At 60.3% G+C, this 14,535-nt stretch carries 13 protein-coding genes and 1 pseudogene; 9 read left to right on the plus strand and 5 right to left on the minus strand.

The window, feature by feature from the left end:
• The 3 genes from ACFFAR_RS10160 to cyoD form a co-directional block, all read left to right on the plus strand.
• Positions 1–758, plus strand: a 758-nt coding sequence (locus ACFFAR_RS10160) for a cbb3-type cytochrome c oxidase subunit I (protein WP_174362581.1), incomplete at its 5' end; no start/stop codon positions are given.
• Entirely contained in the window at positions 758–1,375 is a 618-nt protein-coding gene (cyoC, locus tag ACFFAR_RS10165; protein WP_174362580.1) for a cytochrome o ubiquinol oxidase subunit III, read from the plus strand. The genes ACFFAR_RS10160 and cyoC, both read left to right, overlap by 1 nt.
• Positions 1,376–1,708, plus strand: coding sequence for a cytochrome o ubiquinol oxidase subunit IV (gene cyoD / locus ACFFAR_RS10170; RefSeq protein WP_174362579.1), 333 nt, complete (start codon positions 1,376–1,378; stop codon positions 1,706–1,708). It abuts the gene before it with no gap.
• Between the two features lie 7 nt (positions 1,709–1,715).
• Here the strand turns inward: cyoD and ACFFAR_RS10175 are convergent, their stop codons facing one another.
• Together ACFFAR_RS10175 and ACFFAR_RS10180 are read right to left on the minus strand one after the other, a co-directional pair.
• Positions 1,716–3,542, minus strand: coding sequence for an FUSC family protein (locus ACFFAR_RS10175; protein ID WP_174362578.1), 1,827 nt, complete (start codon positions 3,540–3,542; stop codon positions 1,716–1,718).
• 203 nt (positions 3,543–3,745) lie between these two features.
• Positions 3,746–4,183 carry a hypothetical protein gene (locus tag ACFFAR_RS10180; protein WP_062002806.1) on the minus strand — a complete coding sequence of 146 codons (438 nt, stop codon included), beginning with the start codon at positions 4,181–4,183 and terminating at the stop codon, positions 3,746–3,748.
• Positions 4,184–4,460: 277 nt separating this feature from the next.
• On the opposite strand from ACFFAR_RS10180, the gene ACFFAR_RS10185 reads away from it, so the two are divergent.
• On the plus strand, positions 4,461–4,823 hold the full coding sequence (locus tag ACFFAR_RS10185) for a glyoxalase superfamily protein (protein WP_174362577.1): 363 nt from the start codon (positions 4,461–4,463) through the stop codon (positions 4,821–4,823).
• A 54-nt stretch (positions 4,824–4,877) separates the two neighbouring features.
• Here the strand turns inward: ACFFAR_RS10185 and ACFFAR_RS10190 are convergent, their stop codons facing one another.
• Positions 4,878–5,984, minus strand: coding sequence for a catalase family protein (locus ACFFAR_RS10190; protein WP_174362576.1), 1,107 nt, complete (start codon positions 5,982–5,984; stop codon positions 4,878–4,880).
• A gap of 281 nt (positions 5,985–6,265) precedes the next feature.
• On the opposite strand from ACFFAR_RS10190, the gene ACFFAR_RS10195 reads away from it, so the two are divergent.
• Both ACFFAR_RS10195 and ACFFAR_RS10200 read left to right on the plus strand, forming a co-directional pair.
• Positions 6,266–6,553: a hypothetical protein gene (locus tag ACFFAR_RS10195; protein WP_155524336.1), complete on the plus strand. Its 288-nt coding sequence runs from the start codon at positions 6,266–6,268 to the stop codon at positions 6,551–6,553.
• Between the two features lie 59 nt (positions 6,554–6,612).
• The gene (locus tag ACFFAR_RS10200) at positions 6,613–8,718 is read left to right on the plus strand and encodes a phosphocholine-specific phospholipase C (RefSeq protein ID WP_062172514.1); all 2,106 of its coding nucleotides are present in this window, start codon (positions 6,613–6,615) and stop codon (positions 8,716–8,718) included.
• 326 nt (positions 8,719–9,044) lie between these two features.
• Here the strand turns inward: ACFFAR_RS10200 and ACFFAR_RS10205 are convergent, their stop codons facing one another.
• Positions 9,045–10,712 carry a hypothetical protein gene (locus tag ACFFAR_RS10205; RefSeq protein WP_375507835.1) on the minus strand — a complete coding sequence of 556 codons (1,668 nt, stop codon included), beginning with the start codon at positions 10,710–10,712 and terminating at the stop codon, positions 9,045–9,047.
• Here ACFFAR_RS10205 and ACFFAR_RS10210 point away from each other — a divergent pair.
• Positions 10,711–11,049, plus strand: a complete 339-nt coding sequence (locus ACFFAR_RS10210; RefSeq protein WP_375507836.1) for a hypothetical protein — start codon at positions 10,711–10,713, stop codon at positions 11,047–11,049. The two genes, ACFFAR_RS10205 and ACFFAR_RS10210, sit on opposite strands and share 2 nt — an antisense overlap.
• A gap of 848 nt (positions 11,050–11,897) precedes the next feature.
• On the plus strand, positions 11,898–12,749 hold the full coding sequence (locus ACFFAR_RS10215; protein ID WP_062002801.1) for a PA4780 family RIO1-like protein kinase: 852 nt from the start codon (positions 11,898–11,900) through the stop codon (positions 12,747–12,749).
• Here the strand turns inward: ACFFAR_RS10215 and ACFFAR_RS10220 are convergent, their stop codons facing one another.
• A complete protein-coding gene (locus tag ACFFAR_RS10220) occupies positions 12,750–13,607 on the minus strand; it encodes an NAD-dependent protein deacetylase (RefSeq protein ID WP_174362574.1) in 858 nt (285 codons plus the stop codon).
• Between the two features lie 298 nt (positions 13,608–13,905).
• On the opposite strand from ACFFAR_RS10220, the pseudogene ACFFAR_RS10225 reads away from it, so the two are divergent.
• Positions 13,906–14,535, plus strand: a pseudogene (locus tag ACFFAR_RS10225) (hypothetical protein); the annotation flags it as partial.

Below are 14,535 nucleotides of genomic sequence, written 5' to 3' on the forward strand. Positions count from 1 at the left end.
TGCACAACAGCCTCTTTTTGATCGCGCACTTTCATAACGTGATCATCGGCGGCGTGTTGTTCGGGTACCTCGCGGGCTTCAATTACTGGTTCCCGAAGGCCTTTGGTTTCAAGCTCAACGAAAAGCTCGGCAAACGCGCGTTCTGGTTCTGGCTGGTCGGTTTCTACGTGGCGTTCCTGCCGCTCTACGTGCTTGGATTCATGGGCATGACACGCCGCCTGAATCACTACGACAACCCGCAATGGCATCCGTGGCTGCTGCTCGCGGAGGTGGGCGCGGTGCTGATCGCGATCGGGATTGCGCATCAACTGGCTCAGCTCTACGTCAGCATTCGCGACCGCAACCTGCCGGAGAATCGCGACCTGAGCGGCGATCCGTGGGATGGGCGCACGCTCGAATGGGCGACCAGTTCGCCGCCGGCGCCGTATAACTTCGCGGTCATCCCGCACGTTCACGGACTCGATGAATTCATGCATCGCAAGGAATCGGGCGAGCTGGCAACGCCGGTGCATTTCGACGATATCCATATGCCCTCCAACACGGCTGCGGGTGTGTTTATCGGCGTGTTCAGCCTGATGCTCGGCTTTGCCGGCGTCTGGCATATCTGGTGGCTTGCGATCGTCGGCCTGATCGGGATCGTGCTGAGCGTGATCGTGCATTCGAGCATTGAGGACGGTGGTTACTTCATCCCGGCGGAAACGGTTCGCCGGATTGAAGAAGGCCGCGGCCATGCGGCGCTTGCGCAGGAGGTGAAGTAATGCTTCAAAAAGTAAATACGGTGCATCTCGCCGACGAGGATCCCTCGGCGCACCATCATCCCGAGTCGCATAGCGTGTTCGGCTTCTGGCTGTATCTGATGACCGACTGCGTGATTTTCGCAGCCCTCTTTGCGGTGTTCGCGGTGATGAGCCATCAGTTCGCTGGCGGCGCGAGCGCGAAGGATCTCTTCGAGATCAAGGGTGTTGCGATCGAAACGGCAATCCTTCTGGTGAGCAGCATCACCTTCGGCTTTGGCATGATCGGCGCGCAAAAGCAGAATCGCGGAGCGTTGTTGCTCTGGCTTGCGGTGACGTTCTTGCTGGGGCTGTCATTTATCGTGCTCGAGATTCGCGAGTTCTCGCATCTTGTAGCCGAGGGCAACGGGCCGGATCGCAGCGCGTTCCTCTCGTCGTTCTTTACGCTGGTCGGCACGCACGGTTTGCACGTGACCCTGGGTCTGATCTGGATGGTCGTGCTTGCGGGCCAGGTGATCTTCAAGGGGCAGCTCAGCGAAACCATGCTGCGCCGCCTGACATGCCTGAGCCTTTTCTGGCACTTCCTAGACGTAGTATGGATCTGCGTCTTTACGTTTGTCTATCTCGCGAGCGTGGCCTGAATGTCGAACTCAAATGTGCATAGTGGTGGCGAGGCGCACGGCAGCGTGCGCTCTTATCTGATCGGTTTCGCGCTGTCGGTGATCCTGACGGCGGCGTCGTTTTTCGTCGTGATGGGGCACGGCATGGAGACCAGCACGGCCATTTTGCTGATCGCCGCGCTCGCGCTGATCCAGGTGGTCGTGCACCTTGTTTATTTCCTGCACCTGAATGCATCGTCGGAACAATCATGGAACGTGATGGCGTTCGGATTCACCGTGATGACGGCGGTGATCCTGATCGGCGGGTCGATCTGGATCATGCACAACGTCAGCATGAACATGATGTCGCGTTGATCACGCGTCAGGTTTGACGTGCCGTTGTGAGTTCGCTGGAACGGGTCTCGTGATTCATTGAAGACGCAGCGGCACGCCCCGAACGCAATGCAAACAACGACATCGCACCCGCCAGACGGGCGCGAATTTCATCGATCGCAGCGACGTGACTTGCGCCGCGCGCTGTAAGCCCGGTCAGTTCCCGCGCGGTCTGCACGCATGCAAAGAGTGGTCCGATAGCAAGCTCCATCTGCGTATTCCATGCAAACACACGCTGCGTGCGCAAGGGGCGCAACGCCGCTTGCAATTCGTGCCAGCGACGGTCGAGCGTGCGCATGGACGCGATGCTTGCGTGCGCATCAAATGATGTTTCGGTTAGGCGCGTGATCTCATTGAGCGCGGCGAGCACGCTCTCCACTTTTGCATCGATGTGATGCGACGTCCGCAGCGGCATCATCAGTACGGCTACCGCCACGGCTACAAAGCAGCCAACGAACACTTCCTCCACGCGCATTTCGACCAGTGGGCCGATCGCGAATCCCAATTCGCCATAGATCAGCCCCACCAGCACAGTGATGAAAAACACACCTTGCCCGTAGGAGGTCAGGATGAAGTACGCCCAGCCGAAGACACACAGGATCATCGCGATGACGATCAACACCGGCATGCCATGAAGCAGTTCGACCAGCATCGCGCTGACCGCAACGCCGGCCAGCGTGCCGGCTACGCGCTCCCCAGTCTTGCGGATCGTGTCGCCGCGCGAACGTGTGCCGAGGAAAACGACGAAGGTAGTGATGACCGCCCAGAACCAGCGGTCAGGCGAAACCGAATGTCCGATCAGCATGGCGATCAACGCCGCCGTCGTGGCCCGGCTTGCTGGCAGCCATGAAAGAAGCCCGCGCCACGAGGCAATGGATTTCTTCGATGCCGCTGCGCGCGTGGTCGAACTTCCCGCATCCCGGCCCGCACGCGCAAGACGCCTTAGCGCGATTCGCAAGCGTTCATCGGTTTGTTCGAGCAGCGCGCCTTCCCGTGCATGCAGGGCGGCGGCGATTTCCACCTCGATCAACCTCGCGCACAGCCGCTGTGCGCCGGCGAAATCGAGCAGATCGAGTTGCTCTTCGACGGCGAGCGCCGCTTCGTTGAGGGACGATAAATGGGCGATCGCCTGCGCTTCATCCGCGCGACGGTCAGCGAGAACGAGCGCCGCACGCTGCGCAACCGTGCTCAGTGCGCGCTGCAGGGTGGCGCGCGGATGCGTGGGTACGAGTACGCGCCCGGTGAGCACGACAATGGCGACGCCTGCGGTCGATAACGCCAGCGTCATGCACGCATGCGCAAACGTCGGATGCAGATAAAACCCGAGATAGAACGCGACGACAGCGGTCATTGCACTACCGAGCGCGCGCGGCCCGCACGCCTGTACCAGCATGCCGGTGAAGAGCACGGCGAGAAAGGCGGCATCGGCGGCAAGCGGCCAAGGGGCAAGCGCAGTGGCGGCCACGAAACTCGCGCATCCCGCGCCGTAGATTGCTGCAAGGGAACGCAACCAGCCGCGCCATCCGGCATCGCGCAGAAACAGCGGTGCGATCATCGCGAACAACAATGCGAATGCCGCGAGCGTCGGCGGCTGATGCGTCGCGACGGTCCAGCCGATCGTCACGAACCCGGTCAGCAAACACGCAAGCGCGCTGCGCAACGCGGTATGAAAGCGCAACAGTCCGGGATCGGAGCCAAGCAGGAGGGACAGCAGGCGTGATGAGGGAACGGGAGCAACAGCGGCACAAGACGCGCCGGCAGCGGGCTGGAAGCGATGCGCACGATAAAAAACCTGCGCAATGGAAGCGATGGACATGTGTAATACCCGGGGCAAGTGCCGGTAACGGCTTGTGACCGCTTCCGATACGACGAGTCCGCCGCGGCGGACTCTCCTGTTTGCGTCGGGCAAGAGAGTCAGCCGGGATCGCCGGCGAACGTCTTGCCACGGGACGCGCACGAAACGCAAGGCGTTTCGCGTATACCCGAATACTACCGCGTCAAAATTACGATCTTCGGGGTTTACCCGATTTGTTCTGGCCGGCGCATCTCGTCGACCGCCTCGCACGCTTCTGCCACTACCTGTGCAAGTTCGACGAGTTCGGTTTCCGCCGTGGTCGTGGCCTCGACAAGCGACGCCACCGCGGCGTCCAGTTCGCCAGCGGTGCCCGTCTCGTTTGAAAAATACTTCAGAGGCAGACTTGCAAGCGCTTCGGCGTTCGCCGACGCCTCGTCGGTCAGCGCGCATAAACGCACGAGGTTTTCGCACAGCAGCTCGAGCGCCTTTGTCGCGTATTCGCATAAAGCCGGGTCACTCGCCGGATCGTGCGCCATGAAGTCCAGCACGCCTCGCGAGCGCTCGACCTCGCGTGCGAGTGCGTAGCTCCGATCGCGCGCCGCGCTGAGCCGCTTCGCATAGTCGCCAAGCTGCATGACCTGCTGCGCCGTGTCGATTGCCATATGTTCTCCCGTGCTCTCTGCCCGCAGCATTGTTTTATGGTCACGTCCGCGTTCGCCTGTGTCTAACCAAGGCCCCGGTGCGGAGTTGTCGCGGTGTTTGCAATCTGCCGCTGACAACGTTTTTACGGCATGTAAGGGAGAAGCTTTAACGAATTCTTCATATATATGCGCCCCCACGTACCGGCCTTGGTGAGCAAACGTTCGACGGTTCGCGCGGGTGGGCAAGGGCGCGCTTATGCGGCAAGATCGAGTGTCCTGAAACGCGTTGGAGCTCGCTTTGAAACTGTCGCCCGCCATCCCTATCTTCCGAATTTTTTCCATCGATAAAGCCAGGGAGTTTTACGTCGATTTCCTTGACTTCAAATGGGAATGGGAACACCGGTTTTCGGAAGACGCACCGCTTTACGCACAGATTTCGCGCGATGCAATGACGCTGCATCTGAGCGAACATTTCGGCGATGCCACGCCGGGCTCCGCACTGTTCGTCCCCATGAAAGGTATCGATGAATGGCATGCCGAGTTGACGCAAAAGAACTACCGGCATGCGCGGCCGGGCGTCGAGACCATGCCATGGGGTCGCGTGCTCTCAGTGTCCGATCCGTTCGGCAATCGCATCAGTTTCTGCGAACGCGCTGAATAAGAAACGCCCGGTCCGCATTCCGCGGACCGGGCGTTGGATTTCAACCGCCGATGATCAGTCGGGCAGGCGGTCCAGTGACTCAGGCTCGTGCATGGGGCAGCCGTTGAACTGGGCCCGGAATCCCGAGGACATTTCATAGGCGGGTTTGCGCGAGCGCTGCACCCCGCCAATTGGCCGATGCGCACTCAGGCCATGCCACGGGCTGAAGGCGAGGCCGTCATCTACCGCTACCGAACGCGCATCGGTCCATGCCGGCTGAGAGACCACCCGGATGCGCGCGACCGTGACGAACGGACTGTCTTCCTCCGACCATTTCTTCGATGCATCTTCAACCGGCATCTTCTCTATGTCGGTTGCGAGCTGCACGCGCACTTCCCACTCGCCGCCGGTGGTCGCGAAAAATTCATTGACCGCTTCGCGCAGGCCATTGGGTTTGTCGTCGAGATCCACAGGCGCATCTTTCAGCGCGACGAGTTCCGGCGATACCGGCACGATCGCTACCTTCCCGTAATACGAGCCATACAGGACCGGCACGACCGTGGAGTAGGTCTCGCCAAGCAGGTTTGTTTTCGGGTGCCCGCCGAGGCTCTTCAGCGTGCCGCTCTCGCCGCCCAGTGCCTCGACAGCGGACTCGGTGCCGCGCAATACCGCCGATAACGCCTGCTTAAGGCCAGGCGCTTTATCGGTTGTCTTCGCCAGCGCCTTGAGCGTGGTGAGAAACGCCTTCGGCGTCGCGGCGGTAAACGCAAGCGCGTTCTGCATCACGAAGTCCTGCGTCACCTGGCCTTCGGCGCCGGGCAAACGCTCTCCTTGCACGCCGATGATTTTCAACGCGAGGCCACGCGGCGTGGAAACCTTGTCATCGAGGATATCGCCGGGGTTAGTCGAAAACCGCATGACGACAGGGAGCGTTCCGGGCTTGGCAAACGCGCCTTGTGCGAGCTCGAGCGGCAAACCTTCCGGCACGGTCAGCTCGCCTTGCAGCAAGCCGTGACTTTTTGCGTGGACGCTGCGCACGGCATGACCATAGTCGGCGGAAGTGGTTTCAATGATGCCTCGCAGCGTCTTGACGAGGTTTTGCGTTGTCTCGGCTTCGTCGGCGGGGATCTGCTCGAAAGTGGAATCGAACAGCAAAGGGCGGATGCTGAGTGGCGTGGACATGTGGGGCGTTCCGGTAGATTTCTCGGGACTAACTAGTCAATTAATGCAGAAGGCTTGCGCAATCGCTGTTCCCGGGACGTGCAGCATGACGACGCCCTAACCCTTCCTTAAGCCGACGACTACATTACGTTGTCGTTACAGCAATCGATTATTTCCTTTATTTAATAATTCCTACACGTGTAATTTCTATCCTCTCGCTAGTTCATTTGGTGTCATGCCGTGCAATGCCCTCGCAAAGCGTTCGCGCATGACAACGTTTGCCTTCCGTCCAGAGGACGCTTGTGTTCAAGAGATCCGTCACCGTCGCCTGGATGCTGTGCGCGATGCTTGGTTGCCCGATGCTCGCCGCCTGTGGCGATCACGACGCGCCATCGTCGGCCGCCCCATCCTCCTTACCGCAAACCGATACTGCCGCGCCGCTCCCGGCGAGTTCATCGGACATCCAGAACTGGGCATTGCAGCAGACGCAGCCTTCCACGGCTGTGTCGAGCCTTGGCCCGCCGAAAGAATCACCCGCCTCGCCTGCGTCCGACCCCCTGCTGCCTCCCGTGATTCACGAGGCGGAGTGATTTCGATGTACGACCTGCAATCTCCACTCTCTCTCCCCCACCCCGACTGATAAAAACCCATGACCTTAAAAAGCCGACGTGACTTCCTCAGGGCCGCTGTTCAGGCCGCCGGTTCCGCCACTGCAATGGGCGTCGTGCCCGCAGGCATTCGCAACGCACTCGCCATCCCCGCCAACAATGTGCACGGGAGCATCCAGGACGTCGAGCACATCGTCGTGCTGATGCAGGAAAATCGTTCATTCGATCATTACTTCGGCACGCTGCAAGGCGTACGCGGGTTCGGCGATACACGCGCCGTCACGCTGCCCAACGGCAAGCCGGTGTTCAATCAGCCGCTGGCTGCAGGCCTTGGCGAAGTGCTGCCCTTCCGTCCCAGCGCGCCGGATCTCGGCAACCAGTTCATCCAGGACTTGCCGCATGACTGGAAGTCGGGCAAAGGCGCCTACAACGACGGCCGCTACGACCAATGGGTGCCCTACAAGGGCACGACGACCATGGCGTATCTGACGCGCGAGGACATTCCATTTCACTACCAGCTCGCCGATGCCTTCACGATCTGCGATGCATACCACTGCTCGATCAATTCATCGACCGATCCGAATCGCTATTACATGTGGACCGGCTGGGTCGGCAACGACGGCAACGGCGGCGGACCGGTCATCGACAATGCGGAAGTCGGCTATAGCTGGGGGTCGTATCCGGAGGTGCTGGAGAAGGCAAACATCTCGTGGAAGATCTATCAGGACGCGGGCACGGGACTCGACGCCAACGGTTCGTGGGGCTGGACCAACGACCCGTACATTGGCAACTATGGCGACAACGCACTGCTTTACCTGAACCAGTATCGCAACGCGCAGCCGGGTAGCGCGCTGTATCAGAAGGCGCGTACGGGCACGAACGCCCAAGCAGGCGACGGATACTTCGATATCCTCAAGCGCGATGTCCAGAACAACGCGTTGCCGCAGGTTTCGTGGATCGTTGCGCCCGAAGCGTTCTCGGAACATCCGAACTGGCCGGCGAACTATGGCGCGTGGTACGTCGACCAGGTGCTGCAGATTCTCACGTCGAATCCGGCGGTCTGGAGCAAGACGGTCTTGCTGATCAACTATGACGAGAACGATGGTTTCTTCGATCACGTCGTGCCGCCGTTTCCGCCCGCGTCCGCGTCCGACGGCAAGTCCACGGTCAGTATCGTCAACGAGATCTTCCCGGGCAGCTCGACCTACCAGAGCGGTGCATACGGCCTGGGGACGCGGGTGCCGATGCTGGTCGTTTCGCCGTGGTCAAAAGGCGGTTTCGTGTGCTCGGAGGTCTTCGATCATACGTCCGTGATTCAATTCATCGAGAAGCGTTTTGGTTCGCGTCCGAATGTCATCGAATCGAACATCACGCCATGGCGCCGGGCGATCTGCGGTGACCTGACATCCGCGTTCAACTTCAAGAACCCGAACGCAACCCTGCCGACGTTGCCCGATACAAGCGGTTACGCCCCGGTTCAGAAAATTCGTCATCCCGACTATGTTCCGGTGCCGCCCGCCATCCAGGCCGTACCGAAACAGGAAGCCGGTGTACGTCAGGCGCGTGCGCTGCCTTATGAGTTGTTCGTTCACGCGCATGCAGGCACCACCAACGGCGTCACGTTCGATTTCATCAACACGGGCAGCGTGGGCGCGACGTTTTTGGTTTTCACCGCGAACAGCACGACAGCGCCAAGCTGCTATACGGTCGAAGCCGGAAAGCGTCTGCGTGATGATTTGCCGCTGGCGGCTTCCAACGCATACGACTACGTGATCCACGGTCCCAATGGTTTCTTGCGGCGCTTTGCCGGCAAGGCTGTGGAGCAGCATTGGTGGAGTGACAATCAGGCGATCGCCGAAGTGGTCGAAGGCTACGATGTCGCGAATGGCAACCTTCAACTGCGCCTGAAGAATCTCGGAACCGGGAAATGCAACTTTACGATCACCAGCGCTTATGAAACCGGCGCCACGATCAAGCAGCCGATTCGCGGCGGCGGGACGGAGACGGTTTATCTGGATCTGCGTGAAGCGTTCGGGTGGTATGACGTGACGATTACCATCGATACGGACAGCTCGTTCGTGCGGCGATTTGCCGGGCATGTGGAGACCGGCAAGAGCAGCATGACGGATCCTGCGCTGGGGAGTTAAGGGTGTCGCCGGGGGCGCTGCAAGGAGTTTTTGGTGTGGCGCTTCCGGGATTGTTTTGGCGAGTGCGTCACTTGCTTGCGATGCCGCGCTTTTAACTCAGTCGAATCTCGTTGTTGAGACACCTCACGCTAACGCACTTTTCCGCGCGCTCATCTGAAAATGGGCGCCCGGCGTGACCGTCGGGTAATCTGGGATTTAAGCAACAGACGGACATAGGCGAGCACAGCGATAGACGCTAACCCGCTTTGAGGCATTACGCCCGCGGTCGCCCGATCTCCGACGCCTTGCGCATATGGCGATTCACCACACGCGTTACGCCTGCTCCGTCACGCGCCGGTGTAACCCACGGGCAACGTCGCGTTCGCCTTGGCCACGCCGGCGTTCTTCGCCACCACGTACAACGGTGCTTCGGTCAAATTCAATGACACCACACCGTTGCCATAGGCAACGCTCGAAGCATTGCCCATCCAGTCCAGCACCTGAACCGTACCGCTCGTGCCCGGGGCATCGACCGCGAGCGTATAGCCCACGCTATAGGTTTGGCTAAAGCCGCCGCTTGCACTCCAGACCGCATTGTTGTGGGTCCACAAGGCCGTCACCGCATTGCCCGTCCCGCGCTGCTCGAACGCATAGGCGTAGACGCCCGAAGGCGTACCGCTCACGGGACCGAGCGTGATCGTCCCGTCGAGCACGCGTGTCATCGCCGCGACCGCCAGCGCCGCGGGCTTTGGACTGACGTTGCTAGCGCCAAACGATCCCTGTGCGTTCGATAAATCGAAGAACGTGCCGTAACCGGTCTCCCCCGGATAGTCCGCACCGTAGAACACATAGGTCTGATCCGCGCCTTCACCCAGCAGGATGATGTGGGTGCGCGCGACAATCGCGCCCTGCGCAAACAGCACGTTCGATGTCGGATAGTCAGGTCCGTACGACGTCCCGAGGTCGTAGCTGATACCCGTTTCAGTGGCAAACAGCTTCATGCCCGGCCGATAATCCGCCTGCATCTCCTGACGCAAGTTACGCATCTCGTTCATCAGCGCATTGGCGGCATTGGCCGGATCGGGATCGGTGGCAAGACGCTCCGGCGGATGCGACGGCGATGTGCCGGCATCGTAATACCCGTGGGTCGCGATGCCGTCCAGATACTGCGCAAGACCAAGCGGCGCCATGGCTTTGAGCCGATTCGTGGTCAGCGATGGAAACGCGCCTGTCGGTCCCATCACGACCGCGTTGGGGTCGGTCGCATGAAGTCCCGTGTATGCAAGCTTGTAAAGCGTTACGAAATCCGCGCTCGACCCCAGCCACGTCTGGTCCGGCTCCCACGTGACCTGATAGTAGTTGCTGGTCATCGCCGGGAAGTACTTTCTGCGCATTGCTTCGGTTTCCGAACCAACCTGGTTCAGATAAGACTGATACCCTGCCTGATCCTTCGGCAAGTACGCGCTGTCGTTGAACGCGCCGGTCGGGCTGGCCCATGCCGGGATGCCGTCCAGGCGCACGAGCCGCATGATCTGGCCGCTTGAATAACCGGTATCGGTCGTCGTGGCCGCCGCGGCGAAGCTGTTGGGGCCATTCGGCTCCGTGCTGGACAACTGGCGGTCATCGATTGTCGAGCTGATTCCGAGCGCGCCCAGCATCGCTGTCCAGCCGTTGAAACCCTGCATGCCGAACCGGTGCTGCTCCTGATGCGCATAGGTGGGCGCCGGCAGGCTCGGAGTGACATCGGGCAGAACACCGAAGGTTGCGAAACCGGTCGGGCGCGTGCCTGCCGTCGGGACGCCGCCACCCGCTTTTGCAAGCGTCGCCGATACCGCGAAGTAACCCGCCACTGTCGACGTGCAATTGAGCGTCGTCGTACTGCCGCCCGATGGCGCCGCGAAGTTGCCGCTCGCCACGGTCTTGCCGAGCGCATCGTTGACGGTCCATGCAAGCGTGTCAGCACCCGGAGGGTTTGCCGCGATCGCGAGCTGGAAGGTCGAGCCGGATGCGAACATGCGTGTGCCATCGGCGCTGGGGGTGTCGACTGCGATCAATCCGCCGCCCGATGACGCCGCGCTCGTGACCGGCGCCGCGCACGTCATTACCAAGGCCGCGTTGGACACCACCGATGGCGAGACCACTGCGGGGGTCGCGCCGGCGACTACACCCGCGTTGCCGGTTGTCCCTGCAGTGCCGCTTGCCGGGTTACCCGAAGCCGGTGCGGACGTGCCGGAAGCGGTGACTGAACCGTTCCCGCTTGCAGCGGCAGCCGCGCCGCCACCGCTGGCGGCGTTGCTGGAACCGCCGCCTCCTCCGCCGCCGCATGCGGCCAACGACAGCAGAACTGAATAAATTGAATAGCTGAGTAGCGCGTTCGTTTTCATTCGATGATCGCCTGGTCGTAGCGGTGAAGCCGGGATCGGGCACAGCAGTGCCCCCAAGCGCCCAACAAGGGAACTCGGCGAAGGATTGAATTCGGAGGAAAGGCTCGCAGCGATGGCGTATCGCAAAACGGAATCACTTAATTGCAACCGCCACGCACGCTGAAAGCCGAAATGATGTTACATAGACGAAACGTTTTAAACTAGTAATATCGACGTAACAATTTGTAACGCGGTATAAAAATCGGTAATTACATAATCATCAGATTATTTAAACCAAATGCCACGCGACTTAAGCGAAATGGTCAACCTCTCCAATATCAATACGCTGAATATTCATACTATATGATAATAACAGGGTGTTTCAGAAGTGAACCGTTTCCGCTGTTACAGTGCCGTGCGTTGGCCCGCTGGCTCCGCACTACAAACAAGCGCTTTCAATTCGCTACGTCTACGCGTCCACCGCCCGGATATAAACCCATGGCTCAAAGTCCTCGTAAAAATCTCGTCCGAAACTTTGCATACTGCCAATCCTGATTAACGGACGGCTTATTCAGAACTTGAGCGTTGGTTTTACTGATAGCCTCGATGTCTGCCATTGAACCGATCAGGCTCTTTTCAACGCATGTCCGAAGATTCGCTCCAGCCTCACCGAGTCGAAACGCGTTTTCCGCAAACCGGAGCCCTTGCCGGACGCCGCCCGTTCTGCCCGTGCTTGTCCGCGTTGCCTTTATAATCCGCCATGATTCCAATTTCCTGCCTCCCTGCCTTCCGCCCTCTTCGCGATTCCCGCGAAGTCCTTTCCTGTGCGGCGGCCTCATGAAAACACCAAAAAGACTGCTGCCATTGCTGGAAGAAGGGCTGATCGACGAGGTCATCGGCCAGTTGATGAGCGGCAAGGAAGCGACCGTATATGTGGTACGAAGCGGCGATTCCACCCGTTGCGCGAAGGTCTATAAGGACGCGAAGCAGCGCAGCTTCCGTCAGGCGGCGTCGTATCGCGAGGGACGCACGGTGAAGAACAGCCGGCAAGCGCGTGCGATGGAAAAAGGCACGCGCTACGGCCGGCAAATGCAGGAAGAGGCGTGGCAGAACGCCGAAGTCGATGCGCTGTTCCGGCTGGCGAATGCCGGCGTTCGTGTACCGCAGCCGTACATATGCACCGACGGCGTGTTGCTGATGGAACTCGTGGTGGACGCGCAAGGCGACGTCGCGCCGCGACTGAACGACGTGGACATGAGTCACGACCGCGCGCTCGAATTGCACGCCGCGCTGCTGCGTGAAGTGGTGCGCATGCTGTGTGCGGGCATGATTCACGGCGACTTGTCCGAGTACAACATCCTGCTTGCATCGGACGGTCCGGTGATCATCGACTTGCCGCAGGCCGTCGACGCCGCCGGGAACAACGAAGCGTCCGCCATGCTGCAGCGTGACGTGGACAATCTCGCGACCTACTTCGGCCAGTTCGCGCCGGAATTGCTCAAGTCGAACTACGGCAAGGAAATGTGGACGCTCTACGAAGCGGGACTGCTCACCGTGGATACGAAGCTCACAGGCCACGTCGAAGCCGATACAACCCCGGTCGATCTCGAAGCCGTGATGCAGGAGATCGAGGACATCCGGCTTGAAGAAGAAGCGCGCATTCGGCGCGAGCAGGAACAGGGCAACTGATTACCGGTTGCCTTCGAGCGCATCGGCCAGGCCGGACAGCACCGGCCCACATTGGGCTTCGACCTTGAACTGCAGGAGCGCATCCGCCCGGGTGTGCCCCAGATTGACCGCCGCGATGGGCTTGCCGGCACGCGCCGCCCATTCGCAAAACCGAAAACCCGAATACACCATCAGCGACGAGCCGAGCACGAGCATGGCATCGGCCTGATCGAGCGCGGCCGCAGCCGCATCCACGCGCGTGCGCGGCACGCCCTCGCCGAAAAACACGACGTCAGGCTTCAACATCCCGCCGCAGCGCGTGCAAGGCGGCACCTGGACCGCGTTGAAATCGTAGCCTTCCAGTTGCGCATCGCCGTCCGCCACCGGCAATGCTGCCAATCCAACGAAGCCCGGGTTATCCGCAATGAGCCGCTGCTGTAGCGCCGCACGCGGCGTCTCGTCACCGCATGTCATGCAGCGCACCCGGCCAATGTTGCCATGCAGTTCGATCACGTGCGTGTTGCCCGCGCTCGTATGAAGTCCGTCGACATTTTGCGTGACGAGCCGTTCGAAAACACCCAGCCGTTCCAGCCGCGCTACCGCCAGATGCGCCGCATTGGGCGCGGCGCCCGCGAGCATCGGCCAGCCGATCATGCTGCGCGCCCAGTAGCGCTTGCGCGCGAACTCGGAGCCGAGAAAATCCTTCAGCAGGATGGGCGCGCGACCCGTGCGCTGACCTTCCTCGTCGCGATAGCAAGGTATTCCGGATTCCGTACTAATACCGGCACCGGTCAGAACAAACAGTTGCGGATACCGTTCGACAAACTCCAGAAGCGGATTGGAGAGCGCGGAAGATGCGCTTGGGAAGGGAGTATTCATTGCTGAAATAGTAACGGCAATGCGTATTGTTTGCTGGGTGGCGAGCCGACGATATTTCATTTTCCGTGCGCCCGAAAGGGTACGTTACCCGCAAAAAGCGAGCTCACCACGGCGGCCTTTCTTTGCGTTAGCCTTGGCTTGACTGCAGAAGACAAGCGGTTGCCAACCTTTCGTTCGCAGCATCTTTTTGCCCGATAGCGAACAGTCCCTTAACAAAACACAACCCGATAAGTGAATAGTGTCCGCGTCCAGGCTCGCTAACCGAAACAGACTCGGTGGATCGTTTTGCACGTCGATATTGACCGGCGCATTATCTGCGGCGCTGACGTTTTCGGTTTCAACTCATGCCCAGGAACTGAATATTGTTGCCGGCCCGCTGATCAGCCGAGGCGAGAATTCCTACTCGTGGGAAGGGAGTTATCGCGAAGGACTCGGGCGCCATGCGGCATGGAGTTTCTCGTGGATCAACGAAGGACACATTCCCGACCATCATCGCGATGGACAGACCGTTCAACTCTGGGGCCGCCTGCCGCTGTGGCGCGACCGGGTGGAGTTATCGGCGGGAGCGGGACCTTACAGGTACTTCGATACCACCGCCGCGGGCGCAGGCGGCACTTATTCGAATACGCATGGCTGGGGCGTGGTGTGGAGCGCGCGGGCGGCTTATTACTTCGAGCGCAGGTGGATCGCGCAGATGCAAGTGAATCACGTGCAGGCGTTCGGCGGGCCCGATACGACCGCGCTGCTCTTCGGCGTGGGTTATCAGCTCGATGCAAACGGCGAACCCGGTCCGCGGCAGACGCCGACACCGAGAACCTCCCGCGTCACCGGCAACGAGCTGACCATCCTGCTCGGCAGATCGATACTGAACAGCTACGACTCGCAGAGCTCGTTTGCGCAGAGCGTGGAGTACCGGCGGGGGCTCGCG

This window comes from uncultured Caballeronia sp., assembly GCF_964243625.1.
GTDB lineage: Bacteria > Pseudomonadota > Gammaproteobacteria > Burkholderiales > Burkholderiaceae > Caballeronia.

What these genes read in the sequence shown, in the direction of transcription:
- ACFFAR_RS10190 (WP_174362576.1), bottom strand. Translation starts at nt 5,984, where the DNA reads ATGTCCACGCCACTCAGCATCCGCCCTTTGCTGTTCGATTCCACTTTC.
- ACFFAR_RS10215 (WP_062002801.1), top strand. Translation starts at nt 11,898, where the DNA reads ATGAAAACACCAAAAAGACTGCTGCCATTGCTGGAAGAAGGGCTGATC.
- ACFFAR_RS10220 (WP_174362574.1), bottom strand. Translation starts at nt 13,607, where the DNA reads ATGAATACTCCCTTCCCAAGCGCATCTTCCGCGCTCTCCAATCCGCTT.
- ACFFAR_RS10210 (WP_375507836.1), top strand. Translation starts at nt 10,711, where the DNA reads ATGCGTGTGCCATCGGCGCTGGGGGTGTCGACTGCGATCAATCCGCCG.
- ACFFAR_RS10180 (WP_062002806.1), bottom strand. Translation starts at nt 4,183, where the DNA reads ATGGCAATCGACACGGCGCAGCAGGTCATGCAGCTTGGCGACTATGCG.
- ACFFAR_RS10205 (WP_375507835.1), bottom strand. Translation starts at nt 10,712, where the DNA reads ATGTTCGCATCCGGCTCGACCTTCCAGCTCGCGATCGCGGCAAACCCT.
- cyoC (WP_174362580.1), top strand. Translation starts at nt 758, where the DNA reads ATGCTTCAAAAAGTAAATACGGTGCATCTCGCCGACGAGGATCCCTCG.
- ACFFAR_RS10175 (WP_174362578.1), bottom strand. Translation starts at nt 3,542, where the DNA reads ATGTCCATCGCTTCCATTGCGCAGGTTTTTTATCGTGCGCATCGCTTC.
- ACFFAR_RS10200 (WP_062172514.1), top strand. Translation starts at nt 6,613, where the DNA reads ATGACCTTAAAAAGCCGACGTGACTTCCTCAGGGCCGCTGTTCAGGCC.
- cyoD (WP_174362579.1), top strand. Translation starts at nt 1,376, where the DNA reads ATGTCGAACTCAAATGTGCATAGTGGTGGCGAGGCGCACGGCAGCGTG.